The following is a 17,705-nucleotide window of genomic DNA, read 5'->3' as shown; positions in this document are numbered from 1 at the left end:
GCCGAAGCGCGCAGACTCAGGCGGATCAGGGCCGCGTGTGTCTGAGCGCAGCGAGTTTCACGCGGACCCCGCCTGAGTCGAGCACTGCAGGGAAGCCCGAAGGGCCGGCGCAGCGGGGTCGCACAGCCCGCACCGCATACCGGGCGGCCGCCCCAAGCAACAGAAACCGGCACAAACCCACGACGCCTCATGAAGCCACCACAGCGTGCTCCCCGCCCCCCATATGTGCCCCCAGCACATGCCTTTCAGCCGTAGCAGCAGGCGTCTCGAACACCACACGCCCTTCGCTCATCACCACGATCCGGTCCGCCATCTCCAGCAACTCATCGAGGTCCTCGCTGATCAGCAAAACCGCCCCGCCCCGCGCCCGCACCTGCACGATGCGGGTGTGAATCTCCGCCACTGCCGCGAAGTCCAAGCCGAACACCGGATTCGCCGCGATCAACACATTGATATCGCCCGCCAGCTCTCTCGCCAGCACCGCGCGCTGCACATTGCCCCCTGAGAGGCTGCGAATCGGTGCGCCCTCCCCCTGCGTCTTGACGCCGTATTCAGCAATCCATTCGCGCGCACGACGACGCCACAGCGGAAAGTTGAGTACGCCAGCGCCCATCGTTTGCCACGCCAGCGGCGGTTGGTCGAAATCGCGAAGCGCCATGTTTTCCGCAACGCTGAGATCGCCGACGCAGGCATTGCGCAGCGGCTCCTCCGGCAGGCTGCGCACCTTCAGGCGCCGGTTCTCCTCGCGCCGCGCGCCATAGGGCTTGCCCATGACCGTGACTTGCCCTGCGAGGCGCGGCCGTTGCCCCACCAGCGCCTCCACCATCTCTCGCTGACCATTGCCCGAGACGCCGGCCACGCCCAGGATTTCGCCGGCGCGCACGCTCAAGCTGAGATCGTGCACCGCCAGCGTGCCGCGATCACCCTGCGCACGAAGCCCGTCGATGCGCAATGCCACGGGTGCATCCGCCGGCGTGTCCTTCATGGCATGCAGCGCGCGCCCCGACGGCGCCGCCGTGTCGCTCTCCGGCGGCGGCGCTTCGCCTTCACCCATCATGGCGGCCGCGAGCCTCGCCGGGTTCGTGTCAGGCACCCTGCAGTGATGCACCGCCTTGCCGCGACGCAGCACCGTCACGCTGTCGGCATAAGCCATCACCTCGCGAAACTTGTGCGTGATGATCAGCACGGTGCACATTCCGCTCAACGCGAACTCGCGCACGTGGCCCAGCACCTCGTCGGCCTCTTGCGGTGTCAGCACCGAAGTCGGCTCGTCGAGGATCAGCAGGCGCGGCTTCAAATAAAGCTGCTTCAGCAGTTCGAGCTTCTGCTTCTCGCCAGCCGCGAGTTCCGAAGGCCGGACATCCAAGTCGAGCGCAAAAGGCGTCGTCGCCAGAAAGTCTTTTAGCTCGGCGCGCTTTCGCCTCCAGTCGATCATGGCCGGCGTCTTGCCGCCCGCCAGCAACAGGTTTTCCGCGACCGTCATGCCGGGTGCCAACGTGAAGTGCTGGTAGACCATGCCGATGCCGAGCGCCCGCGCGACGATCGGGTTCGCGATGTCCTGCTCGCGCCCATCGATCATGATGCTGCCCTCCTCGGCGCGCTGGAACCCCGCCACACACTTCACCAGCGTGCTCTTGCCGGCGCCGTTTTCTCCGAGCAGCGCATGCACCGTCCCCGGCTCGACATGCATGGTCACATGATCCATCGCCGTGAAGCTGCCGAAGCGCTTGGTGAGCTCGTAGGTGTCGAGCGCCAGCGCCCCAACGGCGGGTGGGCTCGGATTGACAGGGGCGATCATGCTCGGGGCCCTTCTCTTTCTAGGTGGCCGAGACCGCGTCCAGCAACGCGACCGACCTGGCGTGTGCGCCGAAAACGCCACCCTGCATGGTGATCATCTTCAGCGCCGCAAGATGATTGCCGGAGTCTGTCGCAGCGGTGCAGTCCGACAACAGCAGGCACTCGAAACCGCGATCGTTCGCGTCGCGCATGGTGGTGTGCACGCAGACGTCGGTGGTGATGCCTGCGAGGATCAAGTTCTCGATGCCGCGCGTGCGCAGGATGAGCTCAAGATCGGTCGCATAGAACGAGCCCTTGCCCGGCTTGTCGATCACCACCTCGCCGGCCTTCGGGGCCAGTGCTGGAATGATTTCCCAGCCGGGCTCGCCACGGATCAGGATTCGTCCGCAAGGGCCTTCGTCACCAATCCCCACGCCGTTGGCACCGATGCGTCGCGACCGCCAGCGCTTGTTCGGCGGCAGATCGGCAAGATCCGGCCGATGGCCCTCGCGCGTGTGGATGATGTGAAAGCCGAGCTGCCGCAGCCGCGCCAGCGTCAGCGCGATCGGCTCTATGGGCGCCTGGACGAGCGACAGGTCATAGCCCATCACGTCCACGTACCCGCCCTTGCCGCAGAAATCGGTCTGCATGTCGATCACGATGAGCGCCGTGTTGTCGGGGCGCAGATCGCCGTTGAAAGGCCAGGGATAAGGCTCTGCCGCGACAAACCGCTGCATTTGCTCGATTGATTTCATGAGAGGTTTGCTCGATGCTTCTCAACGTGTTGAAGACAGTTCACCAGGACTTCCGACGGCCACGCTGCCGGGCTTGCAGGTCAGCACGAGGATGAACAGCGTGAGCACGTAGGGCACGGTATTGAACAGGTGGTACCCCCAGCCCACGCCCACCGACTGCAGCGCCGGGCCAATTGCGCCGGCACCGCCAAAGAGCAGCGCGGCGCCGATGCAGCGAAGCGGGCTCCAGCGCGCGAAGATCACCAGCGCCACCGCGATCAGGCCTTGGCCGCTGGAGATGCCCTCGTTCCAGCTGCCTGGATAGAAGAGCGTCAGCGATGCACCGCCCAGTCCCGCGATGAAGCCACCCGCAGTGGTAGCCGCGATGCGCAGCCCCGCGACTGAGTAGCCGAGCGCGCGCGTCGCGTTCGCCGAATCGCCCGCCATGCGGATCAGCAAACCGATGCGCGTATGCGCGAAGCCCCACCACAGCAGCACGGCCATCACGATGCCGACCGGCACCAGGGAATTGACCTGCAATGCTGAGCGAATGACGGGGTTGTCGCTCCAGTTGCCCAATGGAATCGCGGGCAACTGCGGCGCCTGCGGCTGGATCAGCGGCTTGCCCAGATAGAACGCGAGCCCGGTTCCGAACAGCATCAACGCGATGCCGGTCGCGACGTCGTTGACTCGGTCGAGCGAACACAGGAGCCCATGCAGCAGCGCGAGCATCGCACCGACGGCGCCGCCGATCAGCACGCCAAGCCACGCCGATCCTGTCAGCCAGGCGCCACCGAACGACGCCATCGCCGAAAGCACGAGCACCCCTTCGAGGCCGAGATTGATACGGCCGGACTTCTCCGTCAGGCATTCGCCCAAGCTGACGAACAGAAAGGGCGCGCCGACACGCAGCGCCCCACCGACGATCGCAGCGACGAACGCGATCCACTGGTCGGTTGTCATTGCGCGATCTCCTTCACGAGCACGGCCGCCGGCGTGCTTCGGGGCGCACGATTCCTGAACAAGGCCTTCCAGTCGATCATCCGCAATCCTTCGCTGGCCAGAATCAGGACGAAGGCCATGCCCTGCAGCACCAGCACGGATGCATCGGGCAGACCAAGCCGCCGCTGCAACAAGCTGCCGGCGGCGCCGAAGCCGCCAAACAAGATCGCGACGGGGATCACCGCCACGGGGTTGTGTCGAGCGATGAAGGACACGAGGATGCCCGCATAGCCATACCCGGCAATCAGCGAAGCATTGGCGTTGGTATGAACCGCCGCAACTTCGACTGCACCCGCGACGCCAGCGCATGCGCCGCCCAGTCCGCATGCAGCCAGGATCAATCGATTGGCAGGCAGCCCCACGAGTTGCGCGGTGCGCGGATTGCCTCCGACCACCCGCACCGAAAAGCCCGACGCCGTGAAGCGCAGCCAAAGCCCGGACACGACGCACGCGACCACGCCGATCACGAGCCCCCAGTGCACGTCCGAACCGCCGATGCCGCCAATTCCCAGCCCGTCCGCGAGCGACCGAGTCGCCGGCTTGTTGAGGCTCGCGGGATCACGCAGCGCACCTTCCACGAGATGCTTGAAGAGCCCGATGGCGACGTAGGCGAGCAGCAGACTGCTGATCGTTTCGTTGATGCCGCGGTACTGCCGCAGCCAGCCCGCAAGCGCGATCCACGCTGCACCGGCCACCGCGCCCGCGATGCAAAGCGCCACCGTTCCCACAACGTTGGCCGGCAGCGGCAACACATACGGAAGCGCAGCGCAGGCCAGTCCGCCGAGCACCAGCGCACCTTCGCCACCGATGATCACCAGCCCCGCGCGCGCCGGAATCGCCACGCACAGCGCGGTCAGCATCAGCGGCGCCGCCCGCTGCAACGTGTTCTGCCAGGAGAACCAATCCCCAAAAGCGCCCTTGAACAGGATGATCCAGACATCGACCGGACTCACCCCGGCGAACCAGACGAACACGCCAAACAGCAACAGCGCCGCCGCGATGGCGAACACCGGCAATGCAATCTCGCGAAGAGTGTTGCGCATGATGATTTGCCTTCAGTCAAACAGCACTGTCAGCAGACACTTCCAGGAATACCGCGGAACCGGCTCCGCCCGGCCGCCGGTATTGCCCCCTGCAAGGGGGTAGGCGAAGCGACACGAAGTGCGCGAAACCTGGGGGTCAGCCCACGGCCCCCACGACGCCTTCCACCAGATAGTTCATCTTCTCCAGCTCGAGATCAGTCTGCTTGAACGCCTTGCCCGCAGGAATCACAACCGCGCCCTTGTTGTCCTTCAGCGGCCCCTGGAAGATGTCGAAGTTGCCTGCGACCATCTTGCTCTTGGTGTCATCGGCGTTCTTCTTCGCGGCATCGGTCACCATCGAGCCGTAGGGCGACATCTTCACGTAACCCTCCTTCAAGCCACCGCGCAGGAAGTTCGGATGCGGCTTGCCAGCTTGCGCTGCGTCGAGCACCGTCTTGTAGGCCGTCAGCCAGTTCCATTCCGCACCGGTCAGGTAGGCGTTGGGCGCGAGCTTGGCCTGGCTCGCGTGATAGCCGCAGACCATCTTGCCGCGCTTGGCAGCCGTCTCGACGATCACCTTGGGCCCATCGACGTGCATGGTGAAAACGTCGCAGCCCTGGTCGGCAAGGCTGTTGGTCGCCTCGGCTTCCTTGACGGCCATCGACCAGTCGCCGGTGAAGATCACGCTGCAGGTGATGTTCGGGTTGACCGATCGCGCACCCATGGTGAAGGCATTGATGTTGCGCAGCACCTGGGGAATGGGCTTGGCGGCGACGAAGGCAATCTTTTTGCTCTTCGTCATATGACCGGCGATCACGCCGTTGAGGTACTGGCACTCGTCGATGTAGCCGAAGAAGCTGCCGACGTTCTTCGGATGCTTGCCTTCGGTCCACAGGCCGCCGCAGTGCGAGAAGCGCACGTCCGGGTTCTTCGGCGCAACGGCCAGGATGTGCGGATCGAAGTAGCCGAAGGAAGTCGGGAAGAGGAGCGTCGCGCCGTCCTGCGCGATCATGCCGGTCATCGTCTTCTGCACAGCTGCCGTCTCGGGCACGTTCTCTTCCTCGACCACCTTCACGCCGGCCAGTTTCTTGAGCTCAGCCGCCGCTTGCGCGTGCGCCTGGTTGTAGCCGTAGTCATCGCGCGGACCGACGTAGATCACGCCGACCGTCAGCGGCTTTTGCGCGCTTGCGAGTGCGCTCCATCCGCCGAGCGTGGTGGCGGACGCAAGCGCGGCAAGTGACTTGAGGGAATCACGGCGATTGAGATGGATGTGGCTCATGGTGCTGACTCCTGGGGAGTGGGGAGTGGGGAGGGGGCTGAGGGGCTGAGGGGCTGAGGGGCTGAGGGGCTGGATATCCTGTCTTGGATACAAGATCGGGTGCATAAACCGTACCAGCGGTTTCGGGGCTTGAAATCAGCCCAAAAGGCTCACGTGCGCGGCGACGACGCGCCAGCCTTGGGCGGTGCGCATCCATGTCTGGCTCTGGCGCCCCGTCTTTGTGCTTCCTTCGCGGCGGAATTCGATGTTCGCGGTCGCGAAGTCATCGCCGTAGGTGGTGATGACGGTGCGCAAGACTTCGCGCGCCAGGCCTTGCGACGGCCGCGAAGCACGGAAGTCCTGGATCTCGCGATACCCGTAGAGGTTTTCGGTCGCGCCATAGCGCAGCGTGTGCGGGCTGTCCCAGAACAATTCGTCCAGAACGTCGACCTTGTTGTTCACCAGCGCGTCTTCGTATCGGTCGAAGGCCACCGTGACCTCCGCCACCACATGTGGAAGGTTGATCGATAGCGTCATGGTTGTTTGTCTTTTCTCCTCTAGAGCGAGGCGATTGGCGCGTGCGAAACACCGGCGGATTCGAGCGCTGCTGCGACTCGAAGAACGATGTCCTCACGCCAGGGCGCCGCGATCACCTGGACGCCGATCGGCAGGTTCGGATGCGCACCCCAGACCGGAACGGCGCACACCGGCAGGCCGATGCATGAAATGGGTTGTGTCAGCACCCCCATGTTGGGACGCACCGGAAGGCGCTGCCCATTGAGTTCGAACCACTCAGCGCCAATCGGGGTCGCTGCGCAAGGTGTGGCAGCGGCGATCAGCACATCGAAGCGCTCGAACAAGCGCGCCGCCTGTTCGGCATAACGTCGGCGTACGCGCTGCGCTCGGGCGATCCAGGCCGCCGGCAGCAACGCGCCAGCCAGGAAGCGATCGCGCGACAGAGGCTCGAAGTCCTGCGCTCGCGTGCGGAGATCGGGAAGGTGCAGCGCGGCGCCTTCGGCGTTCGTGATGAGAAAGGCAGCGGCGCGTCCGGCCTCCACCATCGGCAGATCGACCGTCTGGCTCGCACCCAGGGCTTGCGCGACAGCGTCGACGGCGGTCAATGCCTCGGGCTGCGCACGCTCGCGAAAGTAGCCGCCGAGCACGCCGATTCGCAACCCCTGCACGCCACGTCCGACGCTGGGCGCAGTCGGCTCGACAGCCCGCTGCGCGCAGCCCGGATCGCGCGGCCCCCATGGCTCCGGGCCCTGCATGGCGTCGTAGGCGAGCGCCAGATCGCGTGCCGAGCGTGCAAATGGCCCGAGATGATCGAGGCTCGAAACGAAGGGATAGCTTCCGCTGCGCGGCAGGCGGCCGAAGGTCGGCTTCAATCCGAAGACGCCGCACAGCGAGGCCGGCACACGAATGGAGCCGTTGGTGTCCGAGCCCAGAGAAAGCGGCACCTGTCCCGCAGCCACGGCCGCACCAGACCCACCGGACGAGCCGCCCGCGATGCGCGACAGATCATGCGGGTTGTGCGCCGGGCCCACGTGGCTGTTCTCGGTTGTGAAGCCGTACGCGTATTCGTCCATGTTGAGCGCGCCGACCAGCACGGCGCCGGCGCTTTCGAGGCGCCGCACCAGCGCTGCATCTGTACGCGCCGGCGAGCTTTCGCGTTCGATCTTGGAGCCCGCAAGCGTCGCGAGGCCAGAGATGTCGAAGAGGTTCTTCACCGCGAAGGGCACGCCGAGCAATGGAAGCTCGCGCGTGCGCGCAGCTCTGTCCGACGAAAGAGACGCGTCGACCTGCGCGGCGCGCCGCAATGCCCTTTCGCGGACCACGTCGGTGAAGGCATTGACCCGCCCGTCCGTCGCATCGATGCGATCGAGGCTCGCCTGGACCAGCGCGGAGGCACTCACCGAGCCCGCGCGTACGGCATCTGCCATCGCCGATGCGTCTTGTCGCAACAGTTCCGCGGCGGTCACGCTTCCTTCTCCTTCGGCGAAACCGGCACGAAAGTCACTGCCGCGTCTTCGTGCGCTTCGAGCGGCACTGCATCGACGATGGCCGCGAATTCCGCGGCGATCCCGAAGTAGCGCACCACCCCCGGCCGATGATCGGACCGCAAGCGCAGGCCCAGTGCGGCTGAAGCCGCGTCGACGTACGCTTCGATCTGTGCTGGCGTCATCATGAGCAGCCCCTCAACGGCGCACTTCGCGCTGGAAGATCTCGAGGCTCAGCTTCTTCATGCCGACGAAGCTGGATGAACTCAGGGTTTCGAGCGTGCGAGGGCGCGCGTCACCGTAGTCGAGGATCTCGGCGACCTTCGTCGGGCGCTTGGTCAACAGCAGCACCTGGTCCGCAAGGTAGACCGCCTCTTCCAGATCATGCGAAACCAGCAGCATCGTCGTGCCGGTCTGCATGAAAACCTCCTGCAGCTTTTCGCGGATGAAGAGCGTCATCTCGAAGTCCAGCGCCGAGAAAGGCTCGTCGAGGAACAGCACTTCGGGGTTGGGCGCCAGCGCCCGCATGATCGAGGCGGTCTGCTGCTGGCCGCCCGAGAGCTCGTAGGGATAGCGCTTGAGATCGAACTTGACGTCGAACGAAGCGACCAGCTCCTGCATTCGCCGATCGACCTCTGCCTTGGAGCGGCCTTCGAGCTTCAGCGGATAGGCGATGTTGTCGATGGTGCGCATCCACGGAAACATCGCCTCGCGATAGTTCTGGAACACGTAGCCGATCTTGGTGTCCTTGAGCGACTTGCCGTCGAACAGGATCTCGCCCGAATCGATCGGGATCAGCCCCGCGATCATGTTGATCAGCGTCGACTTGCCGCAGCCGTTGGGGCCGAAGACAGAGACGATCTTCTGCTTGGGGATGTCGAGGTCGAAGTTCTCGTACAACGGCCAGCCGGCGAAGTACTTCGTCAGGCCGCGAATGGTGATGTGCGTGCCGGCCGGCCCGGGCGTGAAGGCAGGCTTGGGCACATCGGCATACACGGGCCCGTTGATGACGTTCTCGACGGTTCTCATCGCCCGCTCCAGTGCACGATGCGCCGCTCGGCCACCAGAAAAAGGATGTTGAGCGCATAGCCGAGCGCACCCGCGGCGAGGATGGATGCGTACATGTCCTTGACGTTCATCACCTGCTGCGAATTGATGATCCGATGGCCGAGGCCACTGTCAGAGCCGATGAACATCTCGGCGACGATCACGATGACCAATGCCATCGACACCGCGGAGCGCAAGCCGACGAAGCTCGGCTGAAGGCTTTCCCACACCAGCACGTCGCGGAAGATCTGCCAGCGCGATGCGCCCATTACCTTCGCGGCCATCACGCGCTGCTTGCGCGCGTTCATCACGCCATAGGCGCTGTTGAAGACCACGATGAGGAGCGCGCCGAAAGCCGCGATGGCGACCTTGTTGACGTCCGACACGCCGAAGATCATGAGGAACAGCGGGATGAGCGCCGAAGACGGCGTGGAGCGAAAGAAGTCGATCAGGAATTCGACGCTGCGATACGCCTTCTCGTTACTGCCGAGCAGCACGCCCAGCGGCACGCCCATGACTGCAGCGATCGCGAACGCCTGGAGCGTGCGCCAGACAGTCACCGCGAAGTCCGTGAGCAATGGCCCGCCCGCGAGCCCCGAGAGCAGCGTCGTGATGGTGTCCGCGGGCATCGGCAGCAGGATCGCCTTGATGAAGCCGAGACGGACCGCCAAGTCCCAGATGATGAACAGCGCCACCGGCCCGATGAAGGGCAGCGCCTTGGTCCAGTGTGATTCATGCGGCGGTGCGCTGGTCGATGCGGCCGCGGGCGGCGCCCAGGGCGCTGCTTCCATCGATGCGGGGGTGCTCATCGGTTCACCCCTTGTAGAGCATCGAGTCCACCATCAGGCGAGACGAGAAGATGCCTTTTTCAGAGAACAGGTCGAAGAACTTCTGGAAGTGCGCGACGTCGGCCGGCGTGAACTCGTTGTACATCGTGTAGGCGGCCAGCGGCACTTCGCTCGTGAGCGGGCCTTCGATGGCGGTGTAGCCCTTGAGGTACTGGCGCGCGTCGCCGGGCTTGCTGCGGACATACGCAACGCCCTGGCCGTAGGCGGTGATGAATTTCTTCGCGGCGTCGGGGTTCTTCTTGATGAAGGCAGTGGTCAGCGAAGCCGAGCCGCCGAACCACGGGGCCATCGGGTCGCCCAGCACGTATTTGGCGATCACGCCGGACTCGAGGATCTTGGTGCTGCCGTTCAGCCGACCAATGGTCCCGGTGGGTTCGAGCGTGTAGCAGCCGTCGACCTGGCCGGCCGCGAGTGAAGCGACGTGCGCGCCGATGGGCAACTCGACGACGGTGGCGCCCGTCGCGCCGCCGCGTTCGAGCACCGCCTTGGCCAGCGTCACGTTCTGGATGCCGGGGCCGGACGCGACGCGCTTTCCCTTGAGATCGGCCATGGTCTTTGCCGTGCTGCCCGCTGGCACCAGCATTTCATCGAGCACGTTCTTCGCATTGCTCGGGTTGGAACAGAAGATCTTGAAGCTGCCCGGCGCAGCGATCTCGCCGATGGCGATGTTGGCCGAGCCCGTGCCATTGGCGCTGCCATCGCAGCGATCGGCCAGCATGGCTTCCATGATCTGCTGCGCGCCGGCGAAGCGCTGTACCTCGACATCCAGCCCGGCGGTCTTGAAGTAGCCCTGCTCGACAGCCGCATAGAAGGGCAAGCCAGCGGCGATGGGCCAATAGCCGATGCGAATCTTGACTGGAGCCTGCGCTCGCACGATAGAGGGGGCCGCCGTGGCTGCGATGACGGCAGCCGCCGCCCCGGCTTGAAGGACTCGGCGCCGCGAGGCAGGCGTTGCGAGAGAAAGTGGTGTGTCGTTGCGGGCCATTGAAAACTCCGAAAGGATCGAGGTTGAAACTGACTGGCGGGCCTCAGGCGGCCACCGGCACGCGCGATGCGATATAGGTGCGCCATCCGCCGTGTTGGGTGACATCAAGGGCACCGACCAGGGCGAGCGATTCGCAAAGAAAGCCCTGCACACTGCTTCCGTCCGCGAGCGTGAGGGTGCCGATGCCCAGCGGCGCCGGGATGAGCGCGACGAAGCTGCCGTATTGCGCAAGCGGCATCTCCCAGATTTCGACAGCAATCGCGGCTCCTTCGCCGGGCGCCACGCGCAGCAATCCAGGTTTGGGTGGGACCGTGCCGGGCAAGGCAAACAGGCGGTACTCGGGCGCCGTGTGTGTGGCCTGCAGCAGGCGAGCGCCCCGCTCCGTCAACTGTCCGTTGAGCGGCATGCCCGACAGATGGGCGCCGACCACCGCCACCTTGATCACCGGCGCTGACGCAACGAGCGGCAGCGGTGCAGGCCCGGGCATCGGCTCGCCGGTCGCACCGAGTGGCAGTCCGGTCGCATGGTGAAAGCGCTGACCGAGTTCGGCAAGCTGGAAGTCGCTGCCGCAGCGGCCAATCAGCGTGATGCCGAAAGGAAGCCCGTCGCCGCGGATGCTCGACGGCACCGAGATTGCGGCGTAGTCGAGCAGGTTCACGAAGTTCGTGTATTCGCCCAAGTTGCGGTTGAGGGCGACCGGATCGGCCTGCATGGCTTCGATCGTGTAGTGCGTAGGAGCGGTGGGCACCATCAGCACGTCGATGTCGTTCCAGATGGCAGCGGCGCGCTGCCCGAGCGCCTGGAGCTTCACGCGCGCATCCACATAGTCCGCAGCGCTGTAGCGTCGCCCCTGGGCGATGATGCCGCGCACAGGCTCTATCACCTCGGCTTCGTGGTCGTCGAAGAAGCCGCGCACGGCCGCGTAGCGTTCGGCCACCAGTGCGCTGTCGTAGAGCAGCGCCGCGGCCTCGGCGAGTGGCGCGTAGTCGATCTCGACGGGTGTACCGCCGAGCTCACGCATTTGTTCGACGGCGCGAGCGAATGCGTCTTCAGAGAGGGCATCGCCGAAAAATCGGAGCGTCGAAGGAATACCAAAGCGAAAGCTTCGCGGCAGTGGTTGCGTCGTCAGCGTGAGATCGCGCGAATACGGATCTTCGGCATCGAAGCCCATTGCCGCCTGCAGCACGCGGGCGGCTACATCGACCGTTCGCGCGAAGATCGACACGCAATCCACGCTCTGCGCCGCCGGCACCACCCCGCGCGCACTGACGAGCCCCCGCGAGGGCTTGATTCCGACGATGTTGTTGAGCCCCGCAGGTACGCGCCCCGAGCCGGCGGTATCGGTGCCCAGCGCGAAATCCACCTGTCCCGTCGCCACGACATAGGCCGAACCGGAACTCGATCCCCCTGAAACGTACCGGGCGTCAAAGCTGTTCGGCACCGCGCCATAGGGCGAGCGCGTGCCGTTGAGGCCGCAAGCAAACTGGTCCAGGTTGGTCTTGCCCAGCATGGACGCACCGGCATCGAGCAGCCGCTGCACCGCCTGCGCATGCGCGGTCGGCGTCTGCGCAAACGCCGGGCATGCTGCAGTGGTGGGCACGCCGACCAGGTCGATGTTGTCCTTGACCGCGAAGCGCAGGCCTGCCAGCGGGCCCTTTTCGGCACCGTACAAAGGCGTGTCCAGCTTCGTGATCCACGCCGTCGCGGCTTCATGCACCATCGTTAAGCATCCTGTCTTGTGTACAAGATGCCTTGCAAAGGGTATGCCAGCGTTTTCGAACACCGGACCCGTGGCCCGCACAGGGCAAGGGGAACATGCGGGAATAATGGGCAACCTCGACGACGCCTCTCCATGTCCGCACCACCGGCTGCCGAAGCCACCCCTTCCCCGCCCTGGCGCGATGCGCTCAAGGTCTATCTCGAACCCGCCACCCTGCGCATGCTGGCGCTCGGCTTCTCGGCCGGCTTGCCGCTGCTGCTGGTGCTCGGCACGCTCAGTTTTCGCCTGCGGGAAGCTGGCGTCGACCGCACCACCATCGGCTTCCTGAGCTGGGTCGGCCTGGCCTACGGCTTCAAGTGGGTCTGGGCGCCGCTGGTCGACCGATTGCCGATCCCACCGTTGACCACGCTGCTCGGCCGGCGACGGGGCTGGCTCCTGCTGGCGCAGATGGCGGTTGTCGCCGGGCTCTGCGGCATGGCTTTCAACGATCCCCGCGACGGCCTCCCGCCGCTGGTCTGGTGCGCAATGCTGGTTGCCTTCGGTTCAGCCACGCAGGACATCGCGCTCGACGCCTTCCGCATCGAATCCGCCGCGACCCGCAAGCAGGCTGCCCTGGCGGCGGCTTATCAGACGGGCTATCGCCTTGCCATGATCTGGGCCGGCGCGGGCGTCCTGTGGATCGCCGCCTGGGCCGAGGTGTCGGGAGTCGCCGGCTATCAAAACGCCGCGTGGAAGTTCGCCTACCTGGTGATGGCCGGGTCCATGGCCGTGGGCGTGATCACCGTGCTCCTCTCGCCCGAACCCGTGCGCATGCAGCTGCCGCAGCCGAAAAGCGTCGGGGCCTGGCTGGAAAGCGTCCTCATCGAGCCCTTTGCCGACTTCATCCGCCGCTACCGGTGGCAAGCCGTGCTGATTCTTTCGCTGATCGCCATTTATCGGATCAGCGACGTCGTGATGGGCATCATGGCCAATCCGTTCTACGTCGACATGGGCTTCACCAAGGACGAAGTAGCGACCGTCAGCAAGATCTACGGCGTGATCATGACCTTGGCCGGCGCGTTCGTGGGTGGCGTGCTGTCGATGCGCCTGGGCGTGATGCGCGTGTTGATGCTTGGCGCCGTCCTGAGCGCCGCGAGCAACCTGCTCTTCGCTTGGCTGGCAACGCACGGGCACGATCTGACGGCGCTGGTGCTGGTGGTGTCGGCGGACAACCTCGCGGGCGGCATCGCCTCGGCGGCCTTCATCGCGTACCTGTCGAGCCTGACCAACGTGAGCTATTCGGCCACGCAGTACGCGCTGTTCAGCTCACTGATGCTGCTGCTGCCGAAGTTCATCGCAGGCTATTCGGGCGCCTTCGTGGATGCCCATGGCTACAGCGCCTTCTTCACCGGCACTGCGATGCTGGGCGTGCCGGTGCTGTTCCTGGTGGCGCTGGCATCGCGGTCGTACAACAACGGCAAGACGGCCGCGTCCGCAGAGACTGCCAGCTCGGCGCCGTCGTGATCCCGCGGGCCTGCCCGGGTCCGGGATCGGCAGCGTATTGGCTGACGTCCGGCTCGGAAGCTAGCTGTTAGGCTTTACGGTTTTCACGGTCGTCTTCCGTTTTCTGTTTTCCGTTTTCGGCCCACACCCGATTTTTATCGTGTCACCTTCACGCATATCCCCACTGCACATCAGCGCCTTCACGGCGACGTCGTCCGTCGGCTCCGGCAAGGCGCCTCTTCTCGAAGCGCTCGAACAATCGCGCAGCGGGCTCCGCGCGAACGACTTCGGCCCGACGCCGCTGCCGACTTGGATCGGACGGGTCGAGGGCGTCGAAGAACTGCGGCTCCCCGAGCAGCTCGCAAGCTGGGATTGCCGCAACAACCGCCTGGCTTGGATGGGGCTGCAGGCCGATGGCTTCATGGACGCCGTGGCGCAAGCGCGCAAGCGCTACGGCCCCGCGCGCATCGCGCTGATCCTTGGCACATCCACTTCGAGCATCGGAGAAACCGAAGCGGCCTACACGCGGCTCGATGACGGTGCGTTCCCTGCCGACCAGCGGCGCCCCAAGGTCCACACACCGCATTCGCTGACGATGTTCGTGCAGGAGGCACTGGGCCTCGAAGGGCCGGCGGAAACCATCTCCACCGCTTGCTCGTCGAGTGCGAAGGTGTTCGCATCGGCCGAACGCCTGATTCGGCTCGGACTGGCGGATGCAGCGGTGGTGGGCGGCGTCGACACGCTTTGCGGCAGCGTGCTTTTCGGCTTCAATTCACTGGAACTGGTTTCGCCCGAACCGTGCCGCCCCTTCGACGCGAACCGCAATGGCATCAGCCTGGGCGAGGCAGCAGGCTTCGCACTGGTCGAGCGCGGCCCGGGAAGGCTCGAACTGCTGGGCTACGGAGAGGCGAGCGACGCGCATCACATGTCCACGCCACACCCCGAAGGATTGGGCGCCGAGAAGGCGCTCGACGATGCACTCGCACGCGCAGGGCTGAAGGCAGACGCCATCGACTACATCAACATGCACGGCACGGCCAGCACCAAGAACGACGAAGTCGAAGGCGCGCTGGTCGCGCGGCGCTTTCCCGAAACCACGCACGCCAGTTCGACCAAGGGCTTTACCGGCCACACGCTCGGTGCGGCGGGCATCGTCGAGGCCGTGATCAGCCTGCTGGCGATCGAAACGGGCCTCAAGCCCGGTACCGTCAACACCGCGACGCTGGACGCCGAGTGCGGCCCTCAGATCAAGCTGGAGCCCGCGCGCGGCGAAGTGCGCTATGCGCTCAGCAATTCATTCGGTTTCGGCGGCAACAACTGCTCGCTCATCTTCGGCAAGGGAGCAGCGGCATGAGCGGCACAAAAGAAGTAAAGACTCCCACCCTCTTCATCGAAGGTCCCGCCTTCTGGGCGCCCACTTTGCCCGGCTGGGACACCGCCCGCGCCGTCTTCCGCGGCGAAGCAAGCCCGGTTGATCCACCCGCCAAGCGGCCGTCGCCGCAAGTCCTTGCCCCTGCCGAGCGCCGCCGCGCGCCCGACACCGTGGCGCTTGCACTCGAAGTCGCCGCAGCGGCGACCGCCAGCGCGGGCCGCAATGCCGCTGACTTGCCTTGCGTCTTTGCATCGGCGCACGGCGACCTCGGCATCAATGACTACATGTGCGGCACGCTTGCGACAGACCCCAAGTTGCTGTCGCCGATCAAGTTCCACAACTCGGTGCACAACGCGGCGGTGGGCTACTGGACGATCGGCACCGGCTGCATGGCCGCGAGCAATTCGCTCACTGCCTACGAAAGCACTTTTGCCGCCGGCCTGCTCGAAGCCGCGGCGCAATGTGCCGCCGACCAGCGGCCCGTGCTGCTCGTCGGCTACGACATGCCGGCCGTGGGCGCGCTTGCGTCGGTGACCACCAGTCGGGGGTTGCTTGCAGTTGCCCTGATCGTTTCGCCGGTTCGCTCCGAGCGCACTGTCGCGGCGCTCGACTGGTCGCTCGCCGCGGGCGCCGCCACGGTGCCAGCGCTGCAAACGGATGCCGCGCGCGCGCTCGATGCGAACGCGATGGCTGACGCATTGCCCTTCTTCGAGGCACTCGCGCGCGACGATGCAGAGTCGCTGAGCCTGCCACTATCGGCCAAGCTGTCTTTGCAGCTTCAACTGCAGCCCGCGTTGCAACTGGCCGGRCAAAGCTGAGGACCTCATGAGCAATGCGCCCTCTGAACACGATGTCGTGATCATGGGTGGCGGCCTTGCCGGGCTCACGCTCGCTCTTCAGCTCAAGCAACGCTTTGCCGACATCGACATCGTGGTGCTGGAGCGCCGGACACATCCGGTGCCGCACGCGACGCACAAGGTCGGCGAGTCTTCGGTCGAGATCGGCGCGCATTATTTCGACACCGTGCTCGGCCTCAAGCCGCACATGCACGACGCGCAGTTGCGCAAGTTCGGCTTCCGGTTCTTCTTCAGCGAAGGCCGGCGCGATATCGAAAACGTCACCGAAATCGGCGCCAGCCGCTACCTCACGGTGCCGAGCTACCAGATCGATCGCGGCATCTTCGAAAACTACCTCGCCGAAGAAGCCGCGCGCCGCGGAGTGCGCTTTATCGACAGCGCGACCGTTCGCCGGATCGACCTGGCCGAAGACGCGCATCGCCCGCACCGCATCGAGTGGTCGCGCAATGGCGAATCACGCGTCATCCATGCACGCTGGCTGATCGACGCCTGCGGGCGCGCTGGCATGCTCAAGCGCAAGCTGGGGTTGGCAGAACCCAACGCGCACGACTGCAATGCCGTGTGGTTTCGCATCGGCGCGCGCATCATGATCGACGACTGGTCCGATGACCCGGAATGGCGCGCGCGCTGCGAACCGCGAGCACGCTGGCTCTCCACCAACCATCTCGTCGGCGCAGGCTACTGGGTCTGGCTGATCCCGCTGGCATCGGGGTCTCATTCGGTCGGCATCGTGGCCGACCCGCGCCTGCATCCGCTGGACCGGATGGACACCTTCGACAAGGCGATGCAGTGGCTTGGTACCTGGCAGCCGCGCCTTTTCGACGACCTCGACGGCAAGCGCGATCTGCTGCAGGACTTTGCGTTCTTTCGAGGCTTTTCGTATGGCTGCAAGCAGGTTTTCTCCGGCCAACGCTGGGCGATGACGGGTGAGGCCGGGCTGTTTCTCGATCCGTTTTATTCGCCCGGCAGCGATTTCATCGCCGTGGGCAACACCTACATCACCGATTTGATAGCGCACGACCGAGCGGGCCACGCGGTTGCGGCCCGGGCGCAGCTCTATGACCAGATCTATCACTCGTTCTATGAGAGCACGCTGGCGCTCTACACCGACCAATACGCGCTCTTCGGCGACCCGGAAGTGCTGCCGGTCAAGGTGATCTGGGACTACACCTATTACTGGGGCGTGCTGTCGCAGATCTTCTTCCAGCATCGGCTCACGGACCTGCCCGTCCTGGGCCGGCTGCGCGACGAGCTCCAGCATTGCCAGAGACTCAATTTTGCGGTGCAGGAATTCCTGCGCGCATGGTCCGGCGTGAGCTCCCGCCGCAACGAGGCGGTGATGCTCGACCAGGCAGCGCTGCCTTGGTTTGCCGAACTCAATCGGTGCCTGACGGATCGGCTGGACGATCCGGCCTTCGAGGCGCGCATCAAGGCTTCCGCGCAGCAGTTGAGAGTGCTGGCGGCCGAGATTCTGCATCGCGCTACCAGCGCCCACCCCGGCCTCGCTGCCGACACATTGCGCGCCGCGCTGGCCGAGAGATCCCCGCCGCCGAACTCTGAGCTCCCGCAGGAGCCCATGCTTTTTGCGCCTGGATGAAAGCC

At 65.3% G+C, this 17,705-nt stretch carries 16 protein-coding genes; 4 read left to right on the top strand and 12 right to left on the bottom strand.

The annotated features are described in order from the left end of the window. Positions 1-187 precede the first annotated feature (187 nt). From AC1DSF_RS28495 to atzF, 12 genes are all read right to left on the bottom strand, one after another. Complete coding sequence (locus AC1DSF_RS28495; RefSeq protein ID WP_478128577.1) at positions 188-1,798, bottom strand: ABC transporter ATP-binding protein; 1,611 nt, start codon at positions 1,796-1,798, stop codon at positions 188-190. Positions 1,799-1,817: 19 nt separating this feature from the next. Then, positions 1,818-2,531 carry a biuret amidohydrolase gene (biuH, locus tag AC1DSF_RS28490; protein ID WP_478128576.1) on the bottom strand — a complete coding sequence of 238 codons (714 nt, stop codon included), beginning with the start codon at positions 2,529-2,531 and terminating at the stop codon, positions 1,818-1,820. A 21-nt stretch (positions 2,532-2,552) separates the two neighbouring features. After that, on the bottom strand, positions 2,553-3,473 hold the full coding sequence (locus AC1DSF_RS28485; protein ID WP_478128575.1) for an ABC transporter permease: 921 nt from the start codon (positions 3,471-3,473) through the stop codon (positions 2,553-2,555). Continuing rightward, positions 3,470-4,555: an ABC transporter permease gene (locus AC1DSF_RS28480; protein ID WP_478128574.1), complete on the bottom strand. Its 1,086-nt coding sequence runs from the start codon at positions 4,553-4,555 to the stop codon at positions 3,470-3,472. The genes AC1DSF_RS28485 and AC1DSF_RS28480 overlap by 4 nt, the downstream gene beginning before the upstream one ends. A 136-nt stretch (positions 4,556-4,691) precedes the next feature. Beyond that, entirely contained in the window at positions 4,692-5,813 is a 1,122-nt protein-coding gene (locus tag AC1DSF_RS28475) for a BMP family ABC transporter substrate-binding protein (protein WP_478128573.1), read from the bottom strand. A gap of 135 nt (positions 5,814-5,948) precedes the next feature. Then, positions 5,949-6,329, bottom strand: a complete 381-nt coding sequence (gene hpxZ, locus AC1DSF_RS28470) for an oxalurate catabolism protein HpxZ (RefSeq protein ID WP_478128572.1) — start codon at positions 6,327-6,329, stop codon at positions 5,949-5,951. Positions 6,330-6,349: 20 nt separating this feature from the next. Then, entirely contained in the window at positions 6,350-7,774 is a 1,425-nt protein-coding gene (locus tag AC1DSF_RS28465; RefSeq protein ID WP_478128571.1) for an AtzE family amidohydrolase, read from the bottom strand. Then, positions 7,771-7,980 carry a DUF4089 domain-containing protein gene (locus AC1DSF_RS28460; protein ID WP_478128570.1) on the bottom strand — a complete coding sequence of 70 codons (210 nt, stop codon included), beginning with the start codon at positions 7,978-7,980 and terminating at the stop codon, positions 7,771-7,773. The genes AC1DSF_RS28465 and AC1DSF_RS28460 overlap by 4 nt, the downstream gene beginning before the upstream one ends. Positions 7,981-7,990: 10 nt before the next feature. Beyond that, positions 7,991-8,821, bottom strand: a complete 831-nt coding sequence (locus tag AC1DSF_RS28455) for an ABC transporter ATP-binding protein (protein WP_478128569.1) — start codon at positions 8,819-8,821, stop codon at positions 7,991-7,993. Continuing rightward, complete coding sequence (locus AC1DSF_RS28450; RefSeq protein ID WP_478128568.1) at positions 8,818-9,648, bottom strand: ABC transporter permease; 831 nt, start codon at positions 9,646-9,648, stop codon at positions 8,818-8,820. The genes AC1DSF_RS28455 and AC1DSF_RS28450 overlap by 4 nt, the downstream gene beginning before the upstream one ends. A gap of 4 nt (positions 9,649-9,652) precedes the next feature. Further along, complete coding sequence (locus AC1DSF_RS28445; RefSeq protein ID WP_478128567.1) at positions 9,653-10,672, bottom strand: ABC transporter substrate-binding protein; 1,020 nt, start codon at positions 10,670-10,672, stop codon at positions 9,653-9,655. A gap of 43 nt (positions 10,673-10,715) precedes the next feature. Continuing rightward, the gene (gene atzF / locus AC1DSF_RS28440; protein WP_478128581.1) at positions 10,716-12,437 is read right to left on the bottom strand and encodes an allophanate hydrolase; all 1,722 of its coding nucleotides are present in this window, start codon (positions 12,435-12,437) and stop codon (positions 10,716-10,718) included. 87 nt (positions 12,438-12,524) lie between these two features. On the opposite strand from atzF, the gene AC1DSF_RS28435 reads away from it, so the two are divergent. The 4 genes from AC1DSF_RS28435 to AC1DSF_RS28420 all read left to right on the top strand — a co-directional run bounded on the left by AC1DSF_RS28435 (position 12,525) and on the right by AC1DSF_RS28420 (position 17,700). Continuing rightward, the gene (locus AC1DSF_RS28435; RefSeq protein WP_478128566.1) at positions 12,525-13,895 is read left to right on the top strand and encodes an AmpG family muropeptide MFS transporter; all 1,371 of its coding nucleotides are present in this window, start codon (positions 12,525-12,527) and stop codon (positions 13,893-13,895) included. Positions 13,896-14,034: 139 nt separating this feature from the next. Next, positions 14,035-15,228: a beta-ketoacyl-[acyl-carrier-protein] synthase family protein gene (locus AC1DSF_RS28430; RefSeq protein ID WP_478128565.1), complete on the top strand. Its 1,194-nt coding sequence runs from the start codon at positions 14,035-14,037 to the stop codon at positions 15,226-15,228. After that, entirely contained in the window at positions 15,225-16,064 is an 840-nt protein-coding gene (locus AC1DSF_RS28425) for a beta-ketoacyl synthase chain length factor (protein ID WP_478128564.1), read from the top strand. Before AC1DSF_RS28430 ends, AC1DSF_RS28425 begins: the two co-directional genes overlap by 4 nt. Before the next feature lie 7 nt (positions 16,065-16,071). After that, on the top strand, positions 16,072-17,700 hold the full coding sequence (locus tag AC1DSF_RS28420) for an NAD(P)/FAD-dependent oxidoreductase (protein WP_478183903.1): 1,629 nt from the start codon (positions 16,072-16,074) through the stop codon (positions 17,698-17,700). The last annotated feature ends 5 nt before the right edge of the window (positions 17,701-17,705 follow it).

The sequence above is a fragment of the Variovorax sp. 01N429 genome, assembly GCF_056399425.1.
The sequence above is the reverse complement of the archived record's forward strand: the minus strand, read 5'-3'. Positions and strand labels throughout refer to the sequence as shown.

Excerpts from the sequence above, each read along its gene's own strand:
- AC1DSF_RS28495 (WP_478128577.1), bottom strand. The coding sequence starts at position 1,798 with ATGATCGCCCCTGTCAATCCGAGCCCACCCGCCGTTGGGGCGCTGGCG.
- biuH (WP_478128576.1), bottom strand. The coding sequence starts at position 2,531 with ATGAAATCAATCGAGCAAATGCAGCGGTTTGTCGCGGCAGAGCCTTAT.
- AC1DSF_RS28485 (WP_478128575.1), bottom strand. The coding sequence starts at position 3,473 with ATGACAACCGACCAGTGGATCGCGTTCGTCGCTGCGATCGTCGGTGGG.
- AC1DSF_RS28480 (WP_478128574.1), bottom strand. The coding sequence starts at position 4,555 with ATGCGCAACACTCTTCGCGAGATTGCATTGCCGGTGTTCGCCATCGCG.
- AC1DSF_RS28475 (WP_478128573.1), bottom strand. The coding sequence starts at position 5,813 with ATGAGCCACATCCATCTCAATCGCCGTGATTCCCTCAAGTCACTTGCC.
- hpxZ (WP_478128572.1), bottom strand. The coding sequence starts at position 6,329 with ATGACGCTATCGATCAACCTTCCACATGTGGTGGCGGAGGTCACGGTG.
- AC1DSF_RS28460 (WP_478128570.1), bottom strand. The coding sequence starts at position 7,980 with ATGATGACGCCAGCACAGATCGAAGCGTACGTCGACGCGGCTTCAGCC.
- AC1DSF_RS28455 (WP_478128569.1), bottom strand. The coding sequence starts at position 8,821 with ATGAGAACCGTCGAGAACGTCATCAACGGGCCCGTGTATGCCGATGTG.
- AC1DSF_RS28450 (WP_478128568.1), bottom strand. The coding sequence starts at position 9,648 with ATGAGCACCCCCGCATCGATGGAAGCAGCGCCCTGGGCGCCGCCCGCG.
- AC1DSF_RS28445 (WP_478128567.1), bottom strand. The coding sequence starts at position 10,672 with ATGGCCCGCAACGACACACCACTTTCTCTCGCAACGCCTGCCTCGCGG.
- AC1DSF_RS28435 (WP_478128566.1), top strand. The coding sequence starts at position 12,525 with ATGTCCGCACCACCGGCTGCCGAAGCCACCCCTTCCCCGCCCTGGCGC.
- AC1DSF_RS28420 (WP_478183903.1), top strand. The coding sequence starts at position 16,072 with ATGAGCAATGCGCCCTCTGAACACGATGTCGTGATCATGGGTGGCGGC.